This window comes from Neisseria zalophi (assembly GCF_008807015.1).
In the GTDB taxonomy this organism is placed as follows: Bacteria; Pseudomonadota; Gammaproteobacteria; order Burkholderiales; family Neisseriaceae; genus Neisseria; species Neisseria zalophi.
Genome location: NZ_CP031700.1, coordinates 1,495,880 through 1,522,258 on the forward strand (window position 1 = coordinate 1,495,880; position 26,379 = coordinate 1,522,258).

Below are 26,379 nucleotides of genomic sequence, written 5' to 3' on the forward strand. Positions count from 1 at the left end.
CATATAATGAATAAAACGTTTAAGTTGGGCGCACTGGCTACGGCGGCCGTATTGGCTTTGGCCGGGTGCCAACAAAACAGCGACAACAATCAGGCAGCCGCTGCGGCTTCGGGAGAAAAAACAGCTTCCGCTGCGGCTTCTGCACTCGGTACACCAGTAGAGCAAGCCAGCTATGCTATGGGTATGGATATCGGCCGTTCATTGAAACAAATGAAAGATCAGGGTACCGAAGTTGATTTGAAAGTTTTTAACGAAGCCTTGCAAACTGTACTTGACGGCAAAGAAACCAAGCTGAACGACCAGCAGGCGCAAGAAGTGATGATGAAATTCCTGGCCGAGCAGCAACAAAAAGCCGAAGCTAAAATGGCCGAAGAAGGCAAAGCCAATTTAGAAAAAGGCCAGGCCTTTTTGAAAGAGAATGCTACCAAAGAAGGCGTAAAAACCACGGCTTCAGGCTTGCAATATAAAGTCAACAAAGAAGGCACCGGTGCGAAACCTAAAGCAACCGATACGGTTACCGTTGATTATGAAGGCCGCTTGATTGACGGCACGGTGTTCGACAGCAGCAAACAGCACGGCGAGCCGGTGACTTTTGCGTTAAATCAGGTAATTCAAGGCTGGCAGGAAGGCATTCAGTTGATGAAAGAAGGGGGCGAATACACCTTGTATATCCCCGCCGAACTGGCTTACGGCCCGGCGCAAATGGGCGATAAAATTACGCCGAATTCCACTTTGGTATTCGACGTGAAATTATTGAAAGTCGGTGCAGAGGCCAACGGTCAATAATGACACCCACTGTTAGCAATCAATAAAAAAGATTGCAATCTTTCTTGTCAGAGAAGGCCAATATGCTACCGCATACCGGCCTTCTTCTGTTATGGAAAGCTGAACTTCAAATCCGAATCTGCCAGCTTTTTTATTTTAAACCTAATTGGCTGATTTATTTTATAAATTTTGCCCATCCAGCCAACGCTCGGCATCTAAAGCAGCTTGGCAGCCTGATGCAGCGCTGGTAATCGCTTGGCGGTAGGTATGGTCTTTCACATCGCCGGCGGCCCATACGCCTTCTATATTGGTGGCACCAACATTATCTGCAATACCGCCTTTGGTAATCAGATAACCGGTTTCATCCATATCCAACTGGCCTTTGAAAATATCGGTATTCGGTTTATGACCGATAGAAATAAAGACTCCGTTAACGGCAATTTCTTCCGTTGTGCCATCGTTGTTTTTCAAACGCACACCAACCACACCACTATCATCACCCAAAACCTCATCTAAATTTGCATTCAACTTCAAGATGATTTTGCCTTCTTCTACGCGCTGCATTAATTTATTAATCATAATTTTTTCGGCGCGGAAGGTATCACGGCGGTGAATCAGGGTTACCGTATCAGCGATATGTGCCAAATACAAGGCTTCTTCGACAGCGGTATTACCACCGCCTACTACGGCAACATTTTGTTTCTTATAAAAGAAACCATCACAAGTGGCGCAAGCGGAAACGCCTTTTCCGGCAAATTTTTCTTCGCTCGGCAAGCCTAAATATTTGGCGGAAGCACCAGTGGCAATAATCAGAGCGTCGCAAGTGTATTCGCCCATATCGCCTTTTAATGTAAACGGACGTTTTTGCAGGTCGGCCGTGTGAATCTGATCAAAAATCATTTCCGTACCAAAACGTTCCGCATGTGCTTGAAAACGTGCCATTAATTCGGGGCCTTGTACACCGTCTGCATCGGCAGGCCAGTTATCGACTTCCGTTGTCGTCATTAATTGGCCGCCTTGTGCGATACCGGTGATAATGGTCGGTTTAAGGTTGGCACGGGCGGCATAAACGGCAGCCGTATAACCGGCAGGGCCTGAGCCGAGAATAATCAGTTTTCTATGTTCGCTCATAATGATTTCCTTTATTTATTTGTAATAGAGTAAAGACTGAATAGGTTACAGACAGCCTGTTAATTTAAGATATTGAAACTATACCTGCTCTACATCGTGCTGTGTTGCAATATTGTGATTGATAAAATTTATAGAAGGTAATATTCGGCCAACTTAAAGCTAATAATATGCCGTCTGAAAAGCTTTCAGACGGCATATTCATTGATTAGCGGCGGCGGAAACCACGGCGGGCAGGGCGGCGGTGGTTCGGTTGCGCCCTTTGGGTTGGCCGATAAGCCGGAGTGGCTCGATTTTTATTTGGAACGGTTTTAGTGTTTAAGTTATTGCTGGTACGACGTGGTGGTCGGGCAGACTGATAATAATTGGCCTGAGCACGGCGTACAGCCGGCGTATCGGCACGGGCTTTTTGAAATTTATTGGAAAGGGCATTACCGATAAACGCACCGGCCGCCGCACCAATGAGGCTTTGCAATAGCCAGCTACCGGTTGAGGAATCATAAATATATTGCTGACCGTCATTTCCGGTAACCGGCTCGCCTTGATTACCGTCTGCCCAATATTGTTCCGGAATGGTTTCCTCAACACCGCTGGCGGTTAGCTCATAAACTGTATTGTCTTGTTGTGCATTTTGGCGGGCAAGCTCTTGTTGTAATGCTTCAATCTGCTTTTGCTGCTGTTCGAGTTGGGCTTGTGTGTTGTCTTTACAGGCAGCCAATAGAAAAGAAGTAGAAATCAGTGTTAAAGCAATGGTCTTTTTCATTAGTGTTCCATTTGAATGAATAAAAAATCAAGTAAACAGCGGCTTAATATAAGGTAGTAAATTATTTATTCAAGGCCGTCTGAATATTTACTGGTAAAATAACCTATCATTGATACTGAGACGAATACCGTTAAAATGAAACATAACCCCCCTCAGGAAATCCGCCTGCAAGACAGCCGCGCCACTCTTGCCTTAATATACGACGGACAAATTAAAAAACTGCCTGCCGAATATTTGCGGGTTTATTCACCCAGTGCCGAAGTTCGCGGCCATGCGCCCGGACAGGAAAAATTGCAAACAGGCAAAGCCGATGTAGTCATAATCAATCTCGAACCGGTAGGGCAGTATGCTTTAAAAATCACATTTTCAGACGGCCACGATAGCGGTTTATACGACTGGGATTATCTGTATAAATTAGCGCATGAATACGATACAATGTGGGCTGAATATATACGGAAAATTGAAGCGTCGGGCGCATCGCGCCAACCTTCAGCAAAGTTCTAATTTAAGTTATTTATTAAGAAAGCCTGCACCATGAGCAACAATAAAACCCATTTCGGCTATAAAACTATTGATGAAAGTGAAAAAGCAAAAAAAGTTGCCGAAGTGTTTCATTCCGTAGCCAAGAATTACGACATTATGAACGACGTGATGTCCGGCGGCCTGCATCGGGCATGGAAGCATTTTACGATTAATACCGCACATCTGAAAAAAGGCGATAAAGTGCTAGATATTGCCGGCGGTACCGGCGATTTGTCGCGCGGTTGGGCCAAACGGGTAGGGGATAAAGGGGAAGTATGGCTCACCGATATCAACTCGTCTATGTTGTCGGTCGGCCGTGATCGTTTGCTCAATGAAGGGGTGATTTTACCGGTATCATTGGCCGATGCAGAAAAACTGCCGTTTCCAAGCAATTATTTTAACTTGGTGTCCGTCGCATTCGGCCTGCGCAATATGACGCACAAAGAAGCGGCATTAAAAGAAATGTACCGCGTATTAAAACCGGGCGGCACTTTATTGGTGCTTGAGTTTTCCAAAGTATTCAAGCCATTGGCTCCGGCATACGATTTATATTCGTTCAAACTGCTGCCTTTGATGGGCAAAATGATTGCCAAAGATGCCGACAGCTACCAATATTTGGCCGAATCCATCCGCATGCATCCGGATCAGGAAACACTTAAACAAATGATGTTGGATGCCGGCTTTGACAGCGTGGATTACTATAATTTGACCGCCGGTGTCGTGGCTTTGCACAAAGGCGTAAAATATTAAACCGTTTTGATTTTGGGTAATTGAAACGGAAGAATATAAGAGTAGTCGGGTTGTTTATATAAGATAAACAGCTCGATTATTTTTCTGATATAAAATTTAACATAATATACATTATGCGAATTATTATTTATCCTTCTTGAGCAAAAGTTAATTTCATATTCTAATTAAAAATTGATATCTATTACATATGTAAACGGTACTTGATCATATCCTTTTTGGGCAGGTTCAAATATCGTGTTTTCTATGGTTTTTAATGCTGCCGTATCCAGCCTTTCATATCCACTGGTCTTTGCTAGTTTTACGCGTTCAGGCCTACCGTATCTACTTATGGTTACTTCGACTAATACAGTTCCATGTTCATTGTTGATTTTGGATAGCTCAGGATAAGGAACCTTGATTTCTGATAATGGCTTTGGCGGTATAAATCTATTTTTAAACTTTTCAACTCTTCGATTTTCTTGTGCCATTGATTCACTCATTTGTCTGTTCCATTCAATAAGTGCATTTTGAGCATATTTGGCAGCTTCCTCTATTTCCACACGTTCGCGATATTTACTAAATGCAAGATAAGCTATCGAAATGGCAATAACGAAAAGAAACATTAGCATTACCAATGTTCCTAAGTCTATATCATTACCTTGGCTTTTATATATTTTATCTTCAGGTTTAATTCCATCTCCCCATGCCATTTTTACATTTCCTTTTTTTATTTCATTGTATACATGCTAAGTATTTTGCAAATAATCTTATTTATTAATCACGCATAATAGTGACTCACAATATTATCATTAGTCCTTATTTTTTATCAATGACAATAAGATAAAAATGCTTTATATAATCACTTTTCAAGTTACTCACAAAAGTTGTGGATAAAGATGTGGATAGTCTGTGAAATAGCGCTATTTCCCTAGGAAAGTAAGGCATTTTCTATGATTGCACAAAAAATAAGCTTTGATAAAAAATACTTTAATATCAATTAATTAAATATATTTCAGCTTTGTCAAGCATATTAGTAGTAACGGTAGTTTCCTTGGATACTGTAATGTGGATAAATTAATTTAATGTCTTGACAAAACGCTTTTAAGCTATAATTTATGACCGTTCAAAGATTTAGCACAACCTATCATGCCATCTGAAAAAATATCGCCTCAAACCTGCTGGGTTTTTTGTAATGTTATCGATAATTTCGGTGATATAGGTGTTTCTTGGCGATTGTCAAAAATGCTGGCAAATGAATGCGGCTGGCAAATTCATCTTTGGGTAGATGATGCCGATGCCTTGCGTGCATTGTGCCCTGGTTTCAGCAGCTTACCCTGCTGTTATCAGAATATCCACGTTCATCAATGGCGTGCCGAATCGGCCGATGATGTAGATACCGCCCCTATTCCTGATGTAGTGATTGAAACGTTTGCCTGTGATTTACCTGCGAATGTGTTACAGATTATCACTGAAAACCGCCCTTTATGGCTGAACTGGGAATATCTCAGCGCGGAAAGCAGTAATGAAAAGCTGCATGCCCTACCCTCGCCCCAAGCCAACGGCATTCAAAAATATTTTTGGTTTATGGGCTTTAGCAAACAAAGCGGTGGTTTATTACGTGAACGTGATTATGAAGCCCGCAGCCGCTTTGACAATCAGGCATTTCGCGAACAACTCAAACTGCCATCCAAAACCGTGCCTGAGTGGCTGTTATTTGGTTATCAAAGCCCTATTTGGGCAGCATGGCTGACCATGTGGCAACAATTTGGCGAACCGCTTACCCTACTTCTAGCCGGCAATCAGATTATAGACAGCTTAAAAGCGGCGCAATCCATTCCCGAATCCGCACTAAACCAAGATGGCGATATTTTTCAGACGGCCAATATCACACTGATTAAAATCCCATTTATCCCTCAAGCTGATTTTGACCGTTTACTTCATCTTTCAGACGGCCTGATGATTCGGGGCGAAGACAGTTTTGTGCGCGCTCAATTTGCGGCGAAACCTTTTTTCTGGCATATCTACCCGCAAGATGAAATGGTACATATCGATAAGCTGCATGCTTTTTGGGATAAAGCCTATACCGAATATACTGCTGAAATACAAGCAGCGCACCGCTCTTTATCCGACGAATTAAACGGTGCATTAACATTAACCCCGCAACAACGCTTATCGGCATGGCAAACCTTAATGCAGCATCAGGAAAGCTGGCGGCAGAGTGCAAAAAATTGGCAACAATGCCTGTTTGCGCAACCCTCAGCAGTGGAAAAACTAGCCAAGTTTATCGAATCCCGTTAAAATAACGCGTTTATTTTTACCAAATTACAGAGATTGGAAACAGATAATGAAAACCGCACAAGAACTGCGCGCAGGTAATGTATTTATGGTCGGCAACGACCCGATGGTGGTTCAAAAAACCGAATACATCAAAGGCGGACGCTCTTCAGCCAAGGTCAGCATGAAATTGAAAAACTTGCTCACCGGCGCCGCAACCGAAACCATTTATAAAGCCGATGATAAATTCGACGTGGTGATTTTGGCTCGTAAAAACTGTACTTACAGCTATTTTGCCGATCCTATGTATGTATTCATGGATGAAGAATTCAACCAATACGAAATCGAAGCCGAAAATATCGGTGACGCTTTGAAATTCATCGTTGACGGCATGGAAGACGTTTGCGAAGTAACTTTCTACGAAGGCAACCCGATTTCCGTAGAACTGCCGACGATTATTGTTCGCGAAGTGGAATACACCGAGCCTGCCGTTAAAGGCGATACTTCAGGTAAAGTGATGAAAACCGCACGCTTGATTGGTGGCACTGAAATTCAAGTAATGTCTTATATTGAAAACGGTGATAAAGTCGAAATCGATACCCGTACCGGTGAATTCCGTAAACGTGCCTAATTGTTTATTGATTGAATTGTAATCATAAGAGGCCGTCTGAAAATTCAGACGGCCTCTTTGTACTAAGAATACTCTTTTTTTATGATTATTGCTATTCAAACTCCACCAATCAATATTGAACCGTCCAAGCCACCTGTTCGCCACCGCGCATCGGCACCAAGACCTCACCATCGCCGAAAGGAATGGCAGCTTCTACCGGACAGGGCTGTTTGATTAAGGTAATGCTGCGCGGATTTTCAGGTAAGCCGTAGAAACGGGCACCGTTTTTTGAAGCAAAGGCTTCCAATTTATCCAAAGCGCCCGCTTTATCAAACACTTCGGCATAAAGCTCAATCGCGGTTGCCGCGCTGAACATACCGGCGCAACCACATGCATTTTCTTTCAGCGAACGGGCATGCGGGGCGCTGTCGGTGCCTAAGAAAAACTTATGGGCATTATCGCCGGTAACCGCTTCAACCAATGCCTTACGGTGGCTTTCGCGCTTCAATACAGGCAGGCAATAACGGTGCGGGCGTACTCCGCCGACCAATAAATCATTGCGGTTCAACAGCAAATGCTGCGGGGTAACGCTGGCGGCGACATTGTCGCCCGCTTCCATCACCAAACGGGCAGCATCGGCGGTGGTAATGTGTTCGAACACCACTTTCAAATCAGGCACCTGTTGCAAAACGGGTTTCATCACCCGTTCGATAAACACGGCTTCGCGGTCGAAAATATCCACTTCCGGATCAGTAACTTCGCCGTGTACCAAAAATAAAACGCCCTGCTTGGCCATTTCCTGCAAAACCGGCATCAGTTTAAACAAATCGGTTACACCGGAATCGGAATTGGTGGTCGCCCCGGCCGGATACAGTTTGAAGGCTACGATGCCTGCGGCTTTTGCCTCCCGCACCAATTCGGGCGTGGATTTATCGGTCAGATACAGCGTCATCAGCGGCTCGAATGTGCTGTTCGGCGGCAAGGCATCCATAATGCGTGCTTTATAGGCCATTGCATCGGCCACACTGACCACCGGCGGTTTCAAATTGGGCATAATCACGGCACGCCCCATCTGCCTTGCGGTAAACGGCAATACGGCTTTGAGAGCTTCGCCGTCGCGTAGGTGCAAGTGCATATCGTCGGGTTGGATAATGGTCAGGGTTTGCATAATATTCCTTTATTATGTTTTATTTGTTGTTAAGTTTAAGGCCGTCTGAAAAAGTTTACCCGACCACGGGCTATTCAGGCGGCCTGTTTCATTATTCACTGTTAACGGCAGAGGTATTTGCCGGTGGGCGGATAAGCATAAGCGCCAATTGTGCCGGCAAGTGTTCCGAAGACGACATATTCGCTGCCAGCCGAATATCCCGACCGCTATCGGTTTCATGCCAAATATAGGCGATTCGCGTAAACGGGAACGGCGAAGAAACAAAACTTTTTTCCTCCAAACGCGGCTCTATACCCGGCTGCCCTGCCAATGCGATACGCTCAAACGCTTTTTCCACAACCATACTGTCTGCCTTAGCGGTTTTAACACTGCAAGCATCGGAAGTGGTGCTCAGATAAAAAGTAGCGCCCTGCCGTTCTGTCTGCCAAACCGATTGGGCATCTAATTCCATCATACCCGGCGGCAGGTTTTTTATATCATCCGCCGTCATTTTCCGAAACTGTTGCTGCGCCGCCCATTCGCCAACCGCACCGGCACTGCCGCCGGTTTGCACGCAAGCCTGTTCGAATAGTTTAACAGCTTCCGTTGCATAAGCGGCCGATTGTTCGGGCTTAACTTCTTGGCTACAAGATGCCAAAGACAATACAGCAATTGGCAACAGTAGGGATTTCAACATTTCAGACAGCCTTTTTATTTGTGCCGGACAACCAATTTAAACACCCCGTCGGCCTCGGAAGATTCGAGCAAAACGTGGCCGGTTTGGCGGCAGAAGGCGGCAAAATCATCCGGTGCGCCGTGATCGGTTGCCAGCACGGTTAACAATTCATCGGCATCCATTTGCGCCAATGCTTTTTTAGCACGCAAAATCGGTAAAGGACATTTTAATCCGGTAACGTCTAAGGTTTGTGTATTCATGATTCATTCTCGTATTTTTTTTCAGACAACACACAATATGCCGCCGCAACGCGTGAAAACAAGCCTGCCGCCCGCTTCTATCGGCGAAAAAGCATATTGGCGGTTATTATACAGCAAGCTGCGGTTTAAACAGGGGAAATCGGTGCAAACTGTTAATATACGTAGGGGCGGATTATATATCCGCCCGCTTCAACCTTACTATATCGTATACCCATATAAAAAAACTTGGTCACAACCCGACAAACGGGCGGATATATAATCCGCCCCTACATAAAATCAGGCTGTCTGAATATTATCATTCCGGCGTATATTTCCATTGAATTCACGATTTTTTTAACACCAACCATCCCATATCAGTTTTTATTGCAAACAACCGCCCGCCCCGATTCGTGCAAATGTTACAATGCACGCGGTTTTTCCTTTATGCGACGGCCATGAGCAGCGATATTACTTTTTTTACTTTGTTTTTAATCGGCTTTTTCGGCGGCGGCCATTGTGTCGGCATGTGCGGCGGTTTGAGCAGCGCGTTTGCCCTGCAACTTCCGCCGCATATCAATCGCTTCTGGCTGATTTTATTATTGAATAGCGGCCGTATCAGCAGTTATGTTCTCATTGGTTTTTTAGTAGGCCTATTGGGGCAAATCGGTATTTCATTAGACCAAACCCGTTGGCTGCAAAACGGTTTGTTTGTTGCCGCCAATCTTTTATTACTGCTTATCGGGCTTTATCTGGCCGGTTTGTCGGCATGGGCGGTAAAAGTAGAAACCATCGGCCGGCCGATATGGAAAAAGCTCAACCCTTTATTAAACAAATTGCTGCCGATACGCAGCATTCCCGCCTGTTTCGGCGTCGGCATGTTGTGGGGCTGGCTGCCGTGCGGTTTGGTATACAGCGCTTCGCTTTATGCCTTGGGCAGCGGCAGCGCATGGCGCGGCAGTTTGTATATGCTGGCGTTTGCCTTAGGCACCCTGCCCAATCTGTTGGCCATGGGCTTTTTTGCCGCACAATTAAAAAGCCTGCTGCAACGCAGGCCGGTCAGGTTAGCCGCCGGCCTGATGGTTGCCGCGTGGGCGTTATGGCAGCTGTTCCGTTTTTTTCAGACGGCCCATTAGCCACGAACGCGCCGCTGTGCCGACAAAAATATCCGTTTTGTTTATAATATCCCCTTTTTACTGCATATTACCGCGGGCAAGAAAATCCTATGAAAACTGTTGAAAAAAACGTCTTAGTGCTACACAGCGCCGAACAAATGTTCGAATTGGTCGATAAAGTGGAAGACTATCCGCAATTTCTGCCGTGGTACAGCAAAACCGAAGTGATTGAGCGCAACGGCAACGAACTGAAAGCACGTTTGTTTATGGACTATATGCGGGTGCAGCAATCGTTTGCCACCCACAATCACAATATTCCCGGCCGCGAAATCCGTATGGAGCTGCTCGACGGCCCGTTCAAAACCCTGCAAGGTACATGGAAGTTTATCCCCTTGGGCGACGACGCCTGCAAAATCGAATTCAAACTGCAATATGATTTTTCCAGCGGCCTGCTGGCAACTTTGATTTCACCGGTATTCGGGCATCTTTCCAGCACGCTGGTCGATGCGTTTGTTAAGGAAGCCGACCGCCGTTATGGTTAATATCGAAATCGCCTACGGCACGGCGGACAAGCAATTATTGCAACAAATGCAGGTTGAAGAAGGCACCACCGCCCGCGAAGCCGTTATCCGCAGCCGCATTGCCGAAGAATTTCCCGATGCCGATGTTCATCATGCGCCTTTAGGGATATTCGGCAAACAAGTGAAAGACGATACCGTTTTGCGCGATAAAGACCGTATCGAAGTTTACCGCCCGCTACTTATCGACCCCAAAGAAGCCCGCCGCCGCCGGGTGCAGGAAAAGCAAAACAAAGGCCGTCTGAAATAATCCATATCCAACCGGCAAACACTGCCTGATATTCAGACGGCCTCCATACCCTATATTGAAAGCACAATAAAACTATGGCCATTAAATTAATCGTCGGCCTCGGTAATCCCGGGCCGGAATATAAAGATACGCGCCACAATGCCGGCTTTTGGTTTATCGACGAACTGGCATGGGCGTGGAAAGCCACGCTCAAAGAAGAGAAAAAGTTTTTCGGGGAAGCGGCACGGGTGTCCCGCCCCGAAGGCGATGTTTGGCTGCTCAAGCCCAATACCTTTATGAACCGCTCCGGCCAGTCGGTTGCCGCGTTGGCATTGTTTTATAAAATCAAACCCGAAGAAATCCTAGTGGTTCATGATGAATTGGATATCCCTTGCGGCCGTATCCGCTTCAAACTCGGCGGCGGCAACGGCGGCCACAACGGTTTGAAAGACATCCAAGCCCGACTCGGCACCCCCGACTTCTACCGCCTGCGCTTGGGCATCGACCACCCCGGCGACCGTAATCTGGTGGTGGGCTATGTATTAAACAAACCCAGCATGGAAGACAGGCAAGCCATTGATGATGCCATCGCCAAATCCTTACAAGGTCTGCCTCTTATTATGGAAGGCAATCGCGAAGAAGCCGCCCGTTTTTTACACAGCAAATAAATTATCGATATCGTAGCCGTCTGAATCTTTCAGACGGCCTTTAATGATCATTGCAAGCTGCAAACAAAAAATAAAGTAGAAAATCCGTTTAAAACCGCCCGAAACCTTTTCATCAGCGGCCAACCATATTAAGATAATAGGCCTTTACAGAATCCCATTCCCTATCCATAAACTATCGTTAAGGAACACAGCATGAAAGTTTTACTGCTCGGCGCACCGGGTGCAGGCAAAGGCACACAGGCTCAATTTATTACAGCGGCTTTCGGCATTCCCCAAATCTCTACCGGCGATATGCTGCGCGCAGCCATCAAAGCCGGCACTCCTTTGGGTTTGGAAGCCAAAAAAATCATTGATGAAGGCGGCTTGGTACGCGACGACATCATTATCGGCATGGTCAAAGAGCGCATCGCCCAAGACGATTGCCGCAACGGTTTCCTGTTTGACGGTTTCCCGCGCACACTGGCGCAAGCCGAAGCCATGGTTGAAGCCGGCGTGAATTTGGATGCCGTAGTTGAAATCGATGTACCCGATGAAGTGATTGTCGACCGCATGAGCGGCCGCCGCGTCCACCTTGCTTCCGGCAGAACCTATCACATCACCTACAATCCGCCCAAAACGGAAGGTAAAGACGACCAAACCGGCGAAAATTTGGTACAACGAGACGACGACAAAGAAGAAACCGTCAAAAAACGCTTGCAGGTTTATCACGACCAAACCGCCGTATTGATCGGTTTTTACAGCAAACTCACCGGCGAAAATGCCCCGAAATACATTAAAGTAGACGGTACGCAAGCCGTAGATACCGTGAAAAACGAAGTATTGGCCGCTTTAGGCAAATAAACCGTTAAACACCTGAAATAAGGTACAATATAGGCCGTCTGAACTTTTTTCAGACGGCCTATAATATTATGATAACAACCAGTCTTAATCTTTTTCGGCATTTGAGTGCCAAGTATCGAAGAAGATTCGGGCTTAACCATGCCAGAAAATTTTCATGAAACCCAACCCGCAGAAACAACAAGCCTTCCGACACATCCAAAAAGCAATCGGCTACACCTTTAGCGATTCCACCCTACTCGAACGTGCCCTCACCCACCGCAGCTATTCCGCCTACAATAACGAACGCTTGGAATTTATCGGCGATTCCATTCTCAACTATACCATCGCCCGAATGCTGTTCGACCACTACCCCAAGCTGCCCGAAGGCCGCTTATCACGGATGCGCGCCAATTTGGTCAACCAAAACACACTGGCCGATATTGCCACCAAACTGGATTTGGGCAATGCGCTTTTTCTCGGCCAAGGCGAATTAAAAAGCGGCGGATTCCGTCGTCCCTCCATTCTTGCCGACGCAATGGAAGCCATTTTTGCCGCCATTAGTTTCGATGCCGATTTTGCCGCCGCCGAAAAAACCATTCGAAAACTGTTTGCCGACCGGGTTGCCTCGGCCGACACCACCGAATTAAACAAAGATGCCAAAACCCTATTGCAAGAAACGCTACAAGCACACCGCTTGGCCTTGCCGAAATACCGCATCGAAGAGCAACGCGGCGAAGGCAGCGAAGCCGAATTCTTAATGGCCTGCGATTTGGGCGAGCTCGGCCACATTACCCATGCCAAAGCCAACAGCCGCCGCGCCGCCGAACAAGCCGCGGCCAAAGAAGCCTTAACATGGTTGCAGGCCAAACTGGCTGCCGACAAGCCAAAAAACTAACCATCCTTTTTCAGACGGCCGTCTGAATCTATCCGACAGAATGCACAATATGAATATCGAAAACTTCTTAGATTCCACCGACTCACCCAACGGCTACCGTTGCGGTTTTGCCGCTATTGTCGGCCGGCCGAATGTGGGCAAATCCACGCTGATGAACCATCTTATCGGTCAAAAAATCAGCATCACCAGTAAAAAAGCGCAGACCACCCGCCACAAGGTTACCGGTATTTATACCGACGACACCGCGCAATTCGTTTTTGTCGACACGCCCGGCTTCCAAACCGACCACCGTAACGCCCTCAACGACCGCTTAAACCTCAATGTAACCGAAGCAATGAGCGGCGTGGATGTAGTGATCTTCGTGGTCGAAGCACTAAGGTTTACCGAAGCCGACCGTACCGTTATGAAACAACTGCCCAAGCATATCCCCGTATTACTGGTGGTCAACAAAATCGATAAAGAAAAAGCCAAAGATAAATTGATGTTAAGCAATTTTATCGAATCGGTACGCAGCGAATTTGATTTTGCCGGCGAAGAAGTCGTCAGCGCCAAGCATGGCTTGCGGATTGCCAACCTGCTGGAAAAATTAAAACCGTTCCTACCCGAAAGCGTGCCGATGTATCCCGACGATATGATTACGGATAAATCCGGTCGTTTTTTGGCAATGGAAATCGTGCGCGAAAAACTTTTCCGTTATTTGGGTGAAGAATTGCCTTATGCCATGAATGTGGAAGTGGAACAATTCCAAGAGGAAGACGGGCTATACCGCATTTATATCGCCGTGCTGGTCGATAAAGAAAATCAGAAACCGATTGTCATCGGCAAAGGTGGTGAGAAGTTGAAAAAAATCTCAACCGAAGCACGCTTGGATATGGAAAAACTATTTGATTGCAAAGTATTTCTAAAAGTGTGGGTGAAAGTGAAATCCGGCTGGGCAGACGATATCCGCTTCTTGAGAGAGTTGGGTTTATAAAACCTATTGATAAAAGGCCGTCTGAAAACCTAATATTGGGTTTTCAGGCGGCCTTTTTATATAATGGATTATAACCAACCATCAGGCGATACCGGTTTATTGTCATACAGTTTAATAAAGCCGGCTACCACACGGTAGATAAACCAAATACCGACCATAAAGAAAATAAGGATCCCTATAAAAATAATAAATGTGATGTAACTGATAATAAAACCAATCAAACTCCACCAAAAAGTTTTAATCAAATATTGCATATGGTCATAATAAAGCGTGCCCTGCATCTCATCACGTTTTATATAAGCCATAATAACACCGGCAATAACAGTAACACCCGCCAACATGGAAGCGGCATATAAAGCATAGACAATAATTGCTTGCGTGCGCAGTTTATCCGTGGCCGGTTGGTTATTATCAATAACTTCATTGCTCATAAATATTCCTTTTGCTTGGTTATGGCCAACACTTCGGATAGACCACCAACCAGGCCTTCGAAGTTAATATAGCAATGTAAATCAATTAATTGCATGATAAAAGAACCTGAATGTGGTAGGAAAGATTTTACCATAAGGATGTCTTTTTCAGACAGGCTTTTTAAGAGGCAGCTTGATATGCGGCTTGGCATGTTTGGTTTCTTTAGGTGCCGGTTTTAGGCCGAGCTCGATTTGCTGCTGTTCGCTTAATAAATTACTCCAGTCACCTTTTTTATACCAGTCGGCTCCGTCCAGCTCAATCGGGTGTTGGATTCTTTCGCTGCCGTTACCGCATTGTAAATCGGTATCTTTGCAATATTTGTCGCAACCCCAGCAGATGCGCTCGGGATTTTTTGGGTGGATAGGAAATTTTTTGGCCATAATATTTGTCCTATATATTCAGTCATGGCCTATGCCTGTTTGAAAAATACACAAAGCAGGAACGTTTGCCCGCTTTGTGTATTTTTTGTTTTGTTTATAAGGTATAGGTCGGGCGTTCGCTACGCATAATGCTGCCTAATTTTTTTCTATATTGTTACGTATGGTGGCTGATTTTATCGGAATCGAAAGTCAAGCCGATATTCAGAATATTTAAATATCCGTTGCCACAAAGGCCGTCTGAAACTTTTCAGACGGCTTTTTTATAACGAATTATAACCAACCATCGGCTGATACCGGTTTATTGTCATACAGTTTAATAAAGCCGGCTACCACACGGTAGATAAACCAAATAGCGGATATTATTAAAATAATGCTGCCTACTACAATAAATAATGTGATGGAACCAACAATAAAACCAATCAAGCTCCACCAAAAAGTTTTAATCAAATATTGCATGTGATCATAATAGAGCGTGCCCTGCATTTCATCACGTTTTATATAAGCCATAATAACACCGGCAATAACAGTAACACCCGCCAACATGGAAGCGGCATATAAAGCATAGACAATAATTGCCTGCGTGCGCAGTTTATCCGTGGCCGGTTGGTTATTATCAATAATTTCATTACTCATAAATATTCCTTTTTATTGAAGTTTATAATTATTTAAGAGAGCTTGCTAATTTCAAAGCTATTGTAAGTTATGTATATAATATTATAAATAATAAATATTTATTATGTTATATTTTATTTAAGTAAAAATTAACTAGCTTGATAAAGAAAAGGCTGTCTGAAACATTCAGACAGCCTTTTCTTATATAACAAAATAACAGAAATTATAACCAACCGTCAGCTGATACCGGTTTGTTATTATTCAGTTTAATAAAGCCGGCTACCACACGGTAGATAAACCAAATACCGGATACTACTAAAATAATGCTGCCTACTACAATAAATAGTGTGATGTAACCGATAATACAACCAATCAAGCTCCACCAAAAGGTTTTAATCAAATATTGCATGTGATCATAATAGAGCGTGCCCTGCATTTCATCACGTTTCATATAAGCCATAATAACGCCTGCGATAACAGTAACACCCAACAACACAGAAGCGGCATATAAAGCATAGACAATAATTGCCTGAGTACGTAATTTATCTTTATCCGCCGCCGGTTGGTTATTATCAATAATTTCATTACTCATAAATATTCCTTTTTAATATTAGAGGGTTAACAATTTACACGGTTTCTGCTGCACATACATCATAAAAAAATAATATTTTTAAAACTATCAATGTTACTGTCAAAAAACTGATATTTTATCAATTTTGATCCAGCACATTTTAATATATCTTTAAACCCTCATTATTTGAGATAAAGTTGGTTACATATTGATATTATTTCTGTATTTACATAGTACAGAAATGCCTGCTTAGACACCTATAAATCAATAAGGTTCAAAAAATATGCAAATTTCTTTATTTAAGACCATTTGAATTTTTATAAGGCATCTTTTTTATTTATTATGGTGATATGTATCTATGTCTAAAAATAATAAATTATTTTGATGTTTATGACATTAGCAAATATTTTACTATATTAAAATTAATACTCAATAAAAAATGCTTAAGTAATTGATATTATTTAATATATACAAATATATAATATTATTATAAATAATTAACTAATATATTATTTCATAATAAATATTACCTTAAATATCCGTTGCCACTTCAACATCTTGCGGCTTTAATACTCGCAAATCTTGCGGATGGATAGACACTAAAAAACCGCGCTTGCCACCGTTAATATAAATCTTATCCAAATCCCAAATCGTTTTCTCAACATACACCGGTAAAGCCGTTTTGGTACCGAAAGGGCTGGTGCCGCCAACCAAAAAGCCGGTCCATTTATTGGCCTGCTTCGGTTCGGCCGGCTCAATATGTTTCATACTCAACGTTCTTGCCAAGTTGCGGGTCGAAATATGTTTATCGCCGTGCATTAATACAATCATGCCCTTTTTTTGTTCGTTTTGCAGCACAATGGTTTTAATCACCTGATGTTCCGGCACGCCTAAGCAAGAAGCGGAATGTGCCGTGCCGCCGTGTTCGACATAAGGATAAAGATGGGGTTGGAATGGGATGTGATGTTGGCGTAAAAAGCGGATAGCCGCGGTGATAGGATAATCGGATTTACTCATAAGGCCGTCTGAACATTTCTATCAAAATAAAATTATCAAAACCGATTGGCATCATGATTCGGTTTTTTCGCCGATATGCTAACATAAACGCCCTATCCCAAAAACAATAAAGGAAATCACAATGAGCATCAAATATTTAGGACAAATGCCGCGTTTATCGGAAGCGGTTATAGCCAATGGTTTCATATTCCTTTCCGGCATGGTGCCCGAACGTACCGATGTCGGTATCGCCGAACAAACCCGCGACGTATTGGCACAAATCGATCATTGGCTGGCCGAGTGCGGTTCCGATAAAAAACACATTTTGGAAGCCACGATATTTCTAAGCAATATGGCATACTATACGGCTATGAACGAGGTGTGGGACAAATGGGTCGCCCCCGGACATTCGCCTGCCCGTGCCTGCGTGGAAGCCAAATTGGCAGATCCGGATATTGCGGTAGAAATTAAAGTTTCCGCCGTGCAGATTCAAAAAACGTAATTTATATATATCAGGCCGTCTGAAAATATTTCAGACGGCCTGATATTGAAACAAATACTAAGCATTAAGATTTTTTATTTATACAAATCAAATTTATAAATTAAAAATATTGAAATAGTTTAATTAAACTGATTTTAACTACGAAAAATCTTAGTTATAATTAACTTTATCGTAAAACCGTTTCAGACGGCCGCTTATTTTTTAAGGATAACCGCATGTTGTTGGCGCTTTCATTACGCGATTTCGTGATTGTAGAAAAGCTCAATCTGAATTTTCAAAACGGCTTTACCGTGCTAACCGGCGAAACCGGCGCGGGCAAGTCGATTACGCTGGACGCCATCGGCCTACTGCTTGGCGATAAAGCCGATTACAGCCAAATCAGAAGCGGTGCATCCGAAGCCGGTCTTTCCGCTTTATTCGACATCAGCGCCCTACCCGAATTGCAGCAGGAATTATACGAGCAAGGCTTATCTGAAGAAGATGCTTCCGAGCTTAGTATCCGCCGTATTATCGATATCAAAGGCAAAAGCCGCAGTTTTATCAACAACCATGCCGCCACCCTTGCCCAATTAAAAAGCATCGGCAGCCGCCTGATTGATATTCACGGGCAAAACGCCCACCAATCCCTCAACCAAGAAGCCGAGCAGCGCCGCCTACTCGATGCCTTTGCCGGCAGCCTGTCGCAAGCCGAGCAAGTTAGGCAATACTATCAGGCTTGGCACCATGCCCGCCAAGCGTTGGCCGACGCCCAAAATCAGGCGGAAAACACCGCTATCGAACGCGAACGGCTGGAATGGCAGTTTAACGAATTAAGCCGCATCAATCCGCAGCAAGGCGAATGGGAAACCTTGAACCAAAGCCACAGCACGCTTTCCCATGCCGCCGATCTGCTTCAGGCGGCCGAGCAAACAGGCGAATATATCGACGGCGACAACGGCATGCAGCGGCAGCTTTATCAATGCCAGAAACTATTGGAAAGCCTACAAAATATCGAACCGCGTTTTGCCGAAAGCCTGAATATGTTGGCCAGCATAGAAGCCGAGCTCAGTGAAATCAGCGCCAATATGCGCGACGTAGCCGGGCGGGTTGAAATCAACCCCAATGAGTTGGCCGAGCAGGAACGGCGGATGGGCGAACTCATGGCCACCGCACGGAAATACCGCATCGAGCCGCAAGATTTGCCTATCAAACTTATCGAGTTGGATACCGCTTTACAAGCCTTGGAAGCCGCCACCGATTTGGAAGCTTTGGCGGAAGAAGTGGCGCGCACCGAAAAAGAATACAGACAAGCCGCCGAAGTGTTGTCGGACATGCGCCGCGAAGCGGCCGGCCGGCTGGAACGGGAAACCACCGAACACATGCAGCATTTATCGATGAAAGGCGCGGCATTTCATGTAGCATTGATGCCGTCCGAACCGGCTGCCAACGGCTTGGAACATATTCAATATCAAATTGCCGTCAATGCCGGCAGCCCGCTGCGGCCTTTAAATAAAGTGGCTTCGGGCGGCGAATTGGCGCGTATCAGCCTTTCCTTGCAAGTGGTCACCAGTCAATACACTCAAGTCCCCACCCTGATTTTTGACGAAGTCGATACCGGTATCGGCGGCGGGGTGGCCGAAACCGTCGGCCGTGCCTTACGCGCTTTGGGCAAAGAACATCAGGTATTGGCCATCACCCACCTACCCCAAGTCGCCGCTTGCGGTGAAAACCACTGGCAGGTGTATAAATACAGCCAAAACGATCAAACCTTTAGCGAAATCAATGTATTGGACGAAACAGGCAGAGTGGGTGAAATTGCCCGTATGCTCGGTGGCGAAACCATTACCGAAACCACTCGCGAACACGCCGCCGAACTATTGGCAATGGCCGAACGTTCGGCCTAGATTAGCGAATCAAACAACTGAAAAGCGTACTATAGCTTGGTTTGCCCCATTACCTGCCCTATCATTTCACGCAATGCACTGCGACGCTTTTCATCTAAGGAACAGGCCGTCTGAAAAGCCGTTTTGCTGCCCCAGAAAACAAATTGCTCGCGGGCGCGGGTTATCGCGGTATAGAGTAAAGCCTTGTTTAAGCCATGTGTCGGTTCGTTTTCTTCTTCGGTCGGCGGCAACAGCCATACTTCACGGTATTCCGAACCTTGGCTTTTGTGTACGGTAATCGCAAAAGCGGTTTCATGTTCGGGCAGGCGGCTGAGTGCGATTTTCCGATAGCCTTCCGGCGATGGGAAATATGCCGCCAGCGCGGTTTCTTCCGCTTTATCCGTATCCGGCATAATCAGGCCGATATCGCCGTTAAACACATCCAAGGTATAGTCATTGCGCGACACCATAACCACCTGCCCGGCAAACCACGGCATATCGGCGCGGGCGCGTCCGTGTCGTTGTAAGCAATAGCGGTAGGCTTCGTTAAAGGCTTCCGCATCATACCGGCGCGCGGCCAACACCATAATATCGGTTTGGTGCTCGAATGCCGCCGCAATATCGCCCGCATCTACCGCCCGCCAGTAGTCTGCCTGCCTGCCATAAAACCTTTCCGCCTGCTGCTTTAAGCTGCCTGCATTCAAATGCAGTTCGTTTGGAAAATGATCAAATTGTGCCCAAGCTTCGCCTGACTCGCCCTTAATAACCGCACGCGCCAAAGCGCCGATACCGCTGTCGTCACCGAAACGATGGCTGACTTGCAAACGGGCGATATTTTGAGCCAACGGCGGCGGTTGGTCGGCGGTAGCCAATCCGTGTTGCGGCAATAAAGCAGCCAGTTTTGCCGCCGTATCGTTATCTAAAACCGTTGTTTGCGCCAACTGCGCCAAAACCGCACCGGCACCGACCGAAGGCAGTTGGTTTTCATCACCCAACAAAACCAAGCGGCAGCCTGTGGGAATGGCGCGCAATAATTGTAATAACAACGAAATATCCAACATAGAGGCTTCGTCCACCACCAAAATATCCAACGGCAGCGGATATTCGGCATGAAACGAGGGCATCATTTCCGGCGGACGCAATTTCAGCAAACGGTGAACGGTCTGCCCGTCGAGCTGCAATAAATGGTTGCGTATGGGTTCCGGTAAGGTAAAGGTGCCGACGGCGCGATGAAGTGCACGCGCCATATGGGCGGCAGCTTTCCCTGTGGGCGCGGCCAAAGCAATACGGGGCAAGGCTTGGCGGCCGCTGCACAATAAGCCGAGCAATTTGGCTACGGTTGTGGTTTTGCCCGTACCCGGCCCGCCGCTAATCAGCATAAACGGTTCCAATAATGCCAATGCCGCCGCATCCCGCTGCCCTTCGCTGCCTTTGCCGGCAAACCAAGTTTGCAAATATTCGGCTGCCGCCTGCCCGTCTATTCCACTTACAGGCGCACCGGTCAAGCGTACGATTTCAGTAGCGACATCATGCTCCAATTGCCAAATACGGCCGAGAAAAAGTTTTTTGCCCATCAGGATAAGCGGCGTATTGCCTTTATCGCTGACAATGGTTTCCAGTTTGCGCAGGGTGTCGGCTTCGTCGTCATCCAGCCATAAAAAAGCATGCCCTTCCTGCAAGGCGGCAAACAGGCGGTAAACATAAGCCGCAACAGCTTCCGCCTCTTGCGGTGCATGGCGTTGTAATACCTCAACCGCGGCTTCGGCGGCGGCCTGATTTAAATCTGCAACGGGAGCTGGCTGCATGGTTCCGATTCCTGACTGTGAAAAATAATCATGTGGGTAAATAATCGATAAGTACCGATTATAAGGCTTTATTTGTCGGTATAACATCAATCAGGCCGTCTGAAAGCATTGGATAAACAAAACAGGATGATATTTTCAGACGGCCTTAGATTGTTTTGTTTAAGCCTTTATGCCAAAATCCCTGAATATACGTTTACAGACCCCTTACCTCCAGATAGGAATCCGATATGTTTCAGCATGTAGCATACTATCCCGGCGACCCGATTATGGGTTTGGTTGAAGCTTTCAATCAAGACCAACGCCCGACTAAAGTGAATCTCAGCATCGGCATTTATTTTGATGAAAACGGCAAATTGCCGGTATTGGATTCGGTACGCAGTGTTGAAGTGAAACGGGCACAATCCCCTCATCCCCGCGCTTATCTGCCGATGGAGGGTTTGGAAAGCTACCGCAAAGCCGTTCAAACATTGTTATTCGGTGAAAATCATCCAGCCCTTCAAGAAAAACGTGTGGCCACCATTCAAACTATTGGTGGTTCGGGTGCATTAAAAGTCGGTGCCGACTTTCTACACAGTTGGTTTCCGAAATCTGAAGTTTATGTCAGCGATCCGACTTGGGATAACCATAAAGGCATTTTCGGAGGTGCAGGCTTTAAAGTAAGCACGTATCCGTATTACGACCCGGCTACAAATGGTGTCAAATTTGAAGAAATGTTGGCATTTTTTATGCATTTGCCGGAAAACAGCGTTGTACTGCTCCACCCCTGCTGCCACAACCCTACCGGTGTGGATTTAACCCATGCCCAATGGGATGCACTGCTGGAAATCGTGCAAACCCGCAAACTGATTCCGTTTATGGATATTGCCTATCAAGGTTTTGGCGAAGACTTCGATAATGATGCCTATGCCGTCCGTAAAGCCGTGGATATGGGCTTAACTTTGTTTGTGAGCAATTCTTTTTCTAAAAATATGTCACTTTATGGCGAACGTATCGGCGGCTTGTCAGTGGTGTGCCCGAATGCAGAAGAAGCCGAATTGGTGTTTGGCCAATTGAAATTTACTGTACGCCGTATTTATTCCAGCCCGCCGGCACACGGTGCTTTTGTGGCTGCCGAAGTGTTAAATACGCCTGAATTATTCGAACAATGGCAACAAGAAGTTTATGCTATGCGCGACCGTATCCGCACTATGCGCCGAAAACTGTATGAAATTTTGACGGAAAAAGTGCCGGGCAAAAATTTCGAATATTTTATCAGTCAAAAAGGTATGTTCTGCTATACAGGGTTGACGGTTGAACAGGTGCAGCGCTTGCAACAAGAATTTGCTGTTTATTTGTTGGAGTCGGGCAGAATGTGTGTGGCCGGCTTAAACGAATCAAATATTACTTATGTGGCGGATGCTTTTGCAGCAGTGATGAAATCATAAGTATCAGTCAAAACTTTGCTTGACCAAAACGGGTGGGGTATTTATCCGCCCGTTTTTATTTTTGAGATGTAACAATAACCGTTTTCTCTACAGGACTGCCAAAAAATAAGGCTTTCTGTTAAGATATTTTCAAATATTTCCGAATTTTAAATCATTATTTATGGCCTCTTTCCATACCGTTTCCCTTAAGCGGCGTTTTGCCGCACTTTTATATGAATTTTTATTGATTGGTGCCGTCAGCATGGTTGCCGCATTATTAGCCGGTATTATTGCCATGTTGTTAAACCCCGTTTCTTTAGTGCTTTCTAGCTTTGTTGCCACTGTAATTCTGATTGCAACCTGGTGGTTTTATTGCAAAGCCAACTGGTACAAACAGGGGCAGAGCTTGCCGATGCGGGTATGGAAAATCGGTTTGGTGAATACCGCAGGCCACCGCCCTGCCCTTAACCAATTGCGCCTGCGTTTTGTTTGGGGCTGTATTTTTATCGTATTTGTGCCCATGCTGGCTTATGCTGCTTTACGGCATCTGAGCGGCATTCCACCCAAGCCGGCATTTGGCGCCGCATTGATTTGGTGGATTTTGCCGTGGGGATTTGCGCTATTGAATCCTGATCGTCAGTTTTTATATGACTATCTGGCCGGAACGCGTTTGATTGATTTAAGGTCAGATAATTTGAAATAACTGAATAACAACAAATAAAGCGGTTATGAAAACAATATAGGCAAAAGAAAATTTATCCATTTAAATAAAAATTTAAATACTATTCAGACGGCCTTTTCTAACGGTATGCACTTGTAAGGAAGAATTATGAACATCCGTTTCCCATCTTTTCCAGTTGCATTGCTTGTTTCACTCATCACTGCGGCCTGTCAAAGCCATACCATTCCGCTTGACAGCAAGGTCGACCTCCCCACCGCTTTTAATCAAGCCCAAGCCGCACAAGGCAGCGAAGATATCCGCCATTGGTGGCAATATTGGCACGACCCGGTTTTGAATAAGCTAATCGAACAGGGCTTGCAAAAAAACTTTGATATTCAAACCGCCCGCAGTCGCTTGAATGAAGCCCGTGCCAATGCCCGCCTTGCCGGTGCCGATAAGGGGCCTACTGCCATTTTAAGCACTGATGCGAGACATTTGGAAGGCCGAATTGGTAATCCCTTAAATGACACTGTACGCAATAACTTACGCGCATTTCCACAAGCGGCTCCACTCACTGCCGATCATTTTAGACTTGATGGTAACAGTTTAAGCGGTGGTTGGTCTGTTTCATGGGAACCGGATATTTTCGGACGCAAAAGCAGTGATGCCGATGCTGCTCTTGCCGCGGCGATGGGGGCGCAGGAGCAGGTTTACGGTGCACAATTATTGGTTGCCGGCGATATTGCCGACAATTATTTCAAAGCCCGTGCCGCCGAACAACAAATGCGTACGGCCAAACGCAGCACCGACACCTTGGCGCGGTTAGTGCGTTATGTGAAAGGCCGTTTTCAGGCCGGTCATCTGACAGCTTATGAAGTCGGCGAAGCCGAAAGCCGTTTAAGCGCATTGCAAGCCAAATACAGTACCTTGCAGGCACAACGCGATGTCTATGTCCGCAATATTGCCGTATTAACCGGGCAGGCGCCGCAAACATTCCGTCTGCCCGACAGCTCTGCCGATATTCTGGCAAGCGTACCCGCAGCACCAGCCGGTCAAACCCCGCAAGGGCTACTGGAGCGCCGCCCCGATATCCGTGCACGGGCGGCACAAGTGAATGCCTATGCTGCTAAGTTGGCCAGTGCCAAAGCCGATCTACTACCTCGGTTTTCAATTGATTTTTTAGGGCAAGGCTCCATCAGTGTCGATAGCGACAGCGGGGTCAGGGGCTGGGGCAGTCTGCTGAAAGCCGGCATCAGTGTCCCCATTTTTACCAACGGCCGCATTCGTGCCAATATTGCCGCCGCAGACGCACGGCTTCAGACGGCCTTATTGGAATACGATCAAAATATCCTTAAAGCTTTGGGAGAAGTCGACAGCAGTTATCAAACCTATTATGCTTTGAACCGCCAAAGCACCCTACTCACAACTGCGCACCAACAAGCAGCCAAACAGGCTGACGATGCAGAAAAATTATTTAAATACGGTAATCAAACGCTCGATAAAACCTTAACGGCGCGTTTGGAGGAACAACAACGGCAGGAAGATTTAATACAATCGCAACTTGCTCGCGCCCAAATATTGGTTTCACTTTATAAGGCATTGGGCGGCGGTTGGACAGTCGAATAAACCAATGCGGAAAAACCATAAAAAAAATGATAACTTCCCAATCAGAAAGTTATCATTTTTTAATATTACCGAAGGCCGTCTGAAACGGTTTATAGCAACAATAAATTAATTTTATCAAAGCCTTAAATGAATCAGAAAATAAACCGCCCTGTATAAACTACGGTTTTATTTTCGAGGTTGGAACTCCGGCTCGGATTGTTCTATAAAGTTTTGTTGCGGCTGCTCCACCACTTCGGCTTCGGCATTAATCAGACGACAAGCATCGGCATCGCCACCTTTACAGGCCGACTCAAATAATGCTTGGGCTTTTTCAATATTTTTCACAACACCACGACCTACAAGATACATATTGCCTAAATTATATTGGGCAATAGTATTACCCTGATCGGCAGCTTGTGTATACCACAATGCCGCTTTTTCCGGATCGGCGGCGACTCCTTCGCCTGCATCATACATAAAGCCAATTTCCGCCTGCGCTTCAACCAAACCTTGGCGTGCTGCCTTTTCATACCATTGCGCCGCCATCGGCATATTTTTTTCAACGCCTGCGCCTTGTGCATACATATAGGCCAGATTTTTCTGAGCCGTACTTTCACCGTTCTCAGCGGCCTTCTGGAACCATGATAAAGCCTGCTGATAATCCTGCTTTACCCCATATCCGTAGAAATACAGGCGACCCAGATTGTTTTGAGCATATTTACTGCCCTGCTCGGCAGCTTTGCTATACCAAGAAAGCGCCCTTTTCAAATCGGCTTTAACACCGCGCCCTTCCTGATACATCATACCCAAATTGGCTTGGGCATCGGCATGCCCCTGCTTTGCTGCACGCAAATACATCTTCGCAGCAGCCTTATCATCTTTCTCAGTGCCCTCTCCGGTTTCATAAGCCAGCGCCAGTTCATATTGCGCCTGCTTATCGCCTGTGGCTGCCAGTTTTTGGCGTAATGCAATTTCTTCTGTTGTGGCGGCAAAGGCAGAAAAAGCCAAACCGCATAAAATCATTCCTACTGTTAAGCGAGTTTTAATGACATTCATTTCTTTATTCCCGTTACAATATACGCGGAATAAATAATAACAAACTTGATATAACGCCTAATCATAATCATGACATACGGGCATTTTCCACGCTCTAAGGTTATGCATAATGTATTTTGCAATTGATTTTCGAATATATAAGCCCAAAATCCTAACCATCCGAAACCATTTGTTTGCTTCGTTATCAAGCCGATATTTTTCAGACGGCCTGAGACCTTTGCGAAATAGTCCTTCACCCGACAGCCGAACTCCAAACACAGGATTTCGGCTGTTTTTGACCGCAATATCCCCTTTATTACTCCTCAGATGCCTAATTAATAGGCATCCG

At 45.7% G+C, this 26,379-nt stretch carries 31 protein-coding genes; 18 read left to right on the forward strand and 13 right to left on the reverse strand.

Annotated features, from left to right (window positions below):
- Positions 1-6: 6 nt before the first annotated feature.
- Positions 7-786 (forward strand): FKBP-type peptidyl-prolyl cis-trans isomerase, encoded by a 780-nt coding sequence (locus D0T92_RS06870; protein WP_151051428.1) that lies wholly within the window; start codon positions 7-9, stop codon positions 784-786.
- Positions 787-945: 159 nt separating this feature from the next.
- Here the strand turns inward: D0T92_RS06870 and trxB are convergent, their stop codons facing one another.
- Entirely contained in the window at positions 946-1,896 is a 951-nt protein-coding gene (gene trxB / locus D0T92_RS06875; RefSeq protein WP_151051430.1) for a thioredoxin-disulfide reductase, read from the reverse strand.
- Positions 1,897-2,101: 205 nt separating this feature from the next.
- Complete coding sequence (locus D0T92_RS06880; protein WP_151051432.1) at positions 2,102-2,656, reverse strand: hypothetical protein; 555 nt, start codon at positions 2,654-2,656, stop codon at positions 2,102-2,104.
- Between the two features lie 135 nt (positions 2,657-2,791).
- Between D0T92_RS06880 and D0T92_RS06885 the strand changes: the two genes are divergently transcribed.
- Complete coding sequence (locus tag D0T92_RS06885; RefSeq protein ID WP_151051434.1) at positions 2,792-3,160, forward strand: gamma-butyrobetaine hydroxylase-like domain-containing protein; 369 nt, start codon at positions 2,792-2,794, stop codon at positions 3,158-3,160.
- Positions 3,161-3,190: 30 nt separating this feature from the next.
- A complete protein-coding gene (ubiE, locus tag D0T92_RS06890; protein WP_151051436.1) occupies positions 3,191-3,928 on the forward strand; it encodes a bifunctional demethylmenaquinone methyltransferase/2-methoxy-6-polyprenyl-1,4-benzoquinol methylase UbiE in 738 nt (245 codons plus the stop codon).
- A gap of 164 nt (positions 3,929-4,092) precedes the next feature.
- Here ubiE and D0T92_RS06895 read toward each other — a convergent pair whose 3' ends face one another.
- Positions 4,093-4,617: an energy transducer TonB gene (locus D0T92_RS06895; protein WP_151051438.1), complete on the reverse strand. Its 525-nt coding sequence runs from the start codon at positions 4,615-4,617 to the stop codon at positions 4,093-4,095.
- Positions 4,618-5,053: 436 nt separating this feature from the next.
- On the opposite strand from D0T92_RS06895, the gene earP reads away from it, so the two are divergent.
- Together earP and efp are read left to right on the forward strand one after the other, a co-directional pair.
- Positions 5,054-6,205, forward strand: coding sequence for an elongation factor P maturation arginine rhamnosyltransferase EarP (gene earP / locus D0T92_RS06900; protein WP_151051440.1), 1,152 nt, complete (start codon positions 5,054-5,056; stop codon positions 6,203-6,205).
- Between the two features lie 46 nt (positions 6,206-6,251).
- Positions 6,252-6,812, forward strand: coding sequence for an elongation factor P (efp, locus tag D0T92_RS06905; protein ID WP_151051442.1), 561 nt, complete (start codon positions 6,252-6,254; stop codon positions 6,810-6,812).
- Between the two features lie 109 nt (positions 6,813-6,921).
- Here efp and pyrC read toward each other — a convergent pair whose 3' ends face one another.
- From pyrC to D0T92_RS06920, 3 genes are all read right to left on the reverse strand, one after another.
- Positions 6,922-7,959, reverse strand: a complete 1,038-nt coding sequence (pyrC, locus tag D0T92_RS06910) for a dihydroorotase (protein ID WP_151051444.1) — start codon at positions 7,957-7,959, stop codon at positions 6,922-6,924.
- Between the two features lie 91 nt (positions 7,960-8,050).
- Positions 8,051-8,635 (reverse strand): NMCC_0638 family (lipo)protein, encoded by a 585-nt coding sequence (locus tag D0T92_RS06915; RefSeq protein WP_151051446.1) that lies wholly within the window; start codon positions 8,633-8,635, stop codon positions 8,051-8,053.
- A gap of 14 nt (positions 8,636-8,649) precedes the next feature.
- On the reverse strand, positions 8,650-8,874 hold the full coding sequence (locus D0T92_RS06920) for a sulfurtransferase TusA family protein (protein ID WP_151051448.1): 225 nt from the start codon (positions 8,872-8,874) through the stop codon (positions 8,650-8,652).
- Here D0T92_RS06920 and D0T92_RS06925 point away from each other — a divergent pair.
- From D0T92_RS06925 to era, 8 genes are all read left to right on the forward strand, one after another.
- On the forward strand, positions 8,873-9,133 hold the full coding sequence (locus D0T92_RS06925) for a hypothetical protein (protein ID WP_151051450.1): 261 nt from the start codon (positions 8,873-8,875) through the stop codon (positions 9,131-9,133). The genes D0T92_RS06920 and D0T92_RS06925 overlap by 2 nt on opposite strands.
- A 175-nt stretch (positions 9,134-9,308) precedes the next feature.
- Positions 9,309-9,986 carry a sulfite exporter TauE/SafE family protein gene (locus D0T92_RS06930; protein WP_151051452.1) on the forward strand — a complete coding sequence of 226 codons (678 nt, stop codon included), beginning with the start codon at positions 9,309-9,311 and terminating at the stop codon, positions 9,984-9,986.
- An 89-nt stretch (positions 9,987-10,075) separates the two neighbouring features.
- Complete coding sequence (locus D0T92_RS06935; RefSeq protein ID WP_151051454.1) at positions 10,076-10,507, forward strand: type II toxin-antitoxin system RatA family toxin; 432 nt, start codon at positions 10,076-10,078, stop codon at positions 10,505-10,507.
- On the forward strand, positions 10,500-10,793 hold the full coding sequence (locus D0T92_RS06940; RefSeq protein ID WP_151051456.1) for an RnfH family protein: 294 nt from the start codon (positions 10,500-10,502) through the stop codon (positions 10,791-10,793). The genes D0T92_RS06935 and D0T92_RS06940 overlap by 8 nt, the downstream gene beginning before the upstream one ends.
- Before the next feature lie 74 nt (positions 10,794-10,867).
- A complete protein-coding gene (gene pth, locus D0T92_RS06945) occupies positions 10,868-11,440 on the forward strand; it encodes an aminoacyl-tRNA hydrolase (protein WP_151051458.1) in 573 nt (190 codons plus the stop codon).
- A gap of 192 nt (positions 11,441-11,632) precedes the next feature.
- Entirely contained in the window at positions 11,633-12,280 is a 648-nt protein-coding gene (gene adk / locus D0T92_RS06950; protein WP_151051460.1) for an adenylate kinase, read from the forward strand.
- A gap of 154 nt (positions 12,281-12,434) precedes the next feature.
- The gene (gene rnc / locus D0T92_RS06955; RefSeq protein ID WP_151051462.1) at positions 12,435-13,154 is read left to right on the forward strand and encodes a ribonuclease III; all 720 of its coding nucleotides are present in this window, start codon (positions 12,435-12,437) and stop codon (positions 13,152-13,154) included.
- A gap of 49 nt (positions 13,155-13,203) precedes the next feature.
- Positions 13,204-14,127 carry a GTPase Era gene (gene era, locus D0T92_RS06960; protein WP_151051464.1) on the forward strand — a complete coding sequence of 308 codons (924 nt, stop codon included), beginning with the start codon at positions 13,204-13,206 and terminating at the stop codon, positions 14,125-14,127.
- 68 nt (positions 14,128-14,195) lie between these two features.
- Here era and D0T92_RS06965 read toward each other — a convergent pair whose 3' ends face one another.
- The 5 genes from D0T92_RS06965 to ybaK form a co-directional block, all read right to left on the reverse strand.
- Positions 14,196-14,558 carry a DUF4870 family protein gene (locus D0T92_RS06965; protein ID WP_151051467.1) on the reverse strand — a complete coding sequence of 121 codons (363 nt, stop codon included), beginning with the start codon at positions 14,556-14,558 and terminating at the stop codon, positions 14,196-14,198.
- A 147-nt stretch (positions 14,559-14,705) separates the two neighbouring features.
- On the reverse strand, positions 14,706-14,978 hold the full coding sequence (locus D0T92_RS06970; protein WP_151051469.1) for a DUF3079 domain-containing protein: 273 nt from the start codon (positions 14,976-14,978) through the stop codon (positions 14,706-14,708).
- Between the two features lie 270 nt (positions 14,979-15,248).
- Positions 15,249-15,611 (reverse strand): DUF4870 family protein, encoded by a 363-nt coding sequence (locus tag D0T92_RS06975; RefSeq protein ID WP_151051471.1) that lies wholly within the window; start codon positions 15,609-15,611, stop codon positions 15,249-15,251.
- Positions 15,612-15,813: 202 nt separating this feature from the next.
- Complete coding sequence (locus D0T92_RS06980; RefSeq protein ID WP_151051473.1) at positions 15,814-16,182, reverse strand: DUF4870 family protein; 369 nt, start codon at positions 16,180-16,182, stop codon at positions 15,814-15,816.
- Positions 16,183-16,692: 510 nt separating this feature from the next.
- Positions 16,693-17,178 (reverse strand): Cys-tRNA(Pro) deacylase, encoded by a 486-nt coding sequence (ybaK, locus tag D0T92_RS06985; protein WP_151051475.1) that lies wholly within the window; start codon positions 17,176-17,178, stop codon positions 16,693-16,695.
- 121 nt (positions 17,179-17,299) lie between these two features.
- Between ybaK and D0T92_RS06990 the strand changes: the two genes are divergently transcribed.
- Positions 17,300-17,659 carry a RidA family protein gene (locus D0T92_RS06990; RefSeq protein WP_151051477.1) on the forward strand — a complete coding sequence of 120 codons (360 nt, stop codon included), beginning with the start codon at positions 17,300-17,302 and terminating at the stop codon, positions 17,657-17,659.
- A 215-nt stretch (positions 17,660-17,874) separates the two neighbouring features.
- Positions 17,875-19,542, forward strand: coding sequence for a DNA repair protein RecN (recN, locus tag D0T92_RS06995; RefSeq protein WP_151051479.1), 1,668 nt, complete (start codon positions 17,875-17,877; stop codon positions 19,540-19,542).
- Positions 19,543-19,571: 29 nt separating this feature from the next.
- Here the strand turns inward: recN and recD are convergent, their stop codons facing one another.
- Positions 19,572-21,326 carry an exodeoxyribonuclease V subunit alpha gene (gene recD, locus D0T92_RS07000; protein ID WP_151051481.1) on the reverse strand — a complete coding sequence of 585 codons (1,755 nt, stop codon included), beginning with the start codon at positions 21,324-21,326 and terminating at the stop codon, positions 19,572-19,574.
- Between the two features lie 227 nt (positions 21,327-21,553).
- Here recD and D0T92_RS07005 point away from each other — a divergent pair, with 227 nt between their 5' ends.
- From D0T92_RS07005 to D0T92_RS07015, 3 genes are all read left to right on the forward strand, one after another.
- Positions 21,554-22,750: an amino acid aminotransferase gene (locus tag D0T92_RS07005; RefSeq protein WP_151051483.1), complete on the forward strand. Its 1,197-nt coding sequence runs from the start codon at positions 21,554-21,556 to the stop codon at positions 22,748-22,750.
- Positions 22,751-22,910: 160 nt separating this feature from the next.
- Entirely contained in the window at positions 22,911-23,432 is a 522-nt protein-coding gene (locus tag D0T92_RS07010) for an RDD family protein (protein ID WP_151051485.1), read from the forward strand.
- 126 nt (positions 23,433-23,558) lie between these two features.
- Positions 23,559-25,016: an efflux transporter outer membrane subunit gene (locus D0T92_RS07015; protein ID WP_151051487.1), complete on the forward strand. Its 1,458-nt coding sequence runs from the start codon at positions 23,559-23,561 to the stop codon at positions 25,014-25,016.
- A gap of 165 nt (positions 25,017-25,181) precedes the next feature.
- On the opposite strand, the gene D0T92_RS07020 is transcribed toward D0T92_RS07015, so the two are convergent.
- Positions 25,182-26,051 carry a tetratricopeptide repeat protein gene (locus D0T92_RS07020; RefSeq protein ID WP_151051489.1) on the reverse strand — a complete coding sequence of 290 codons (870 nt, stop codon included), beginning with the start codon at positions 26,049-26,051 and terminating at the stop codon, positions 25,182-25,184.
- Positions 26,052-26,379 lie beyond the last annotated feature (328 nt).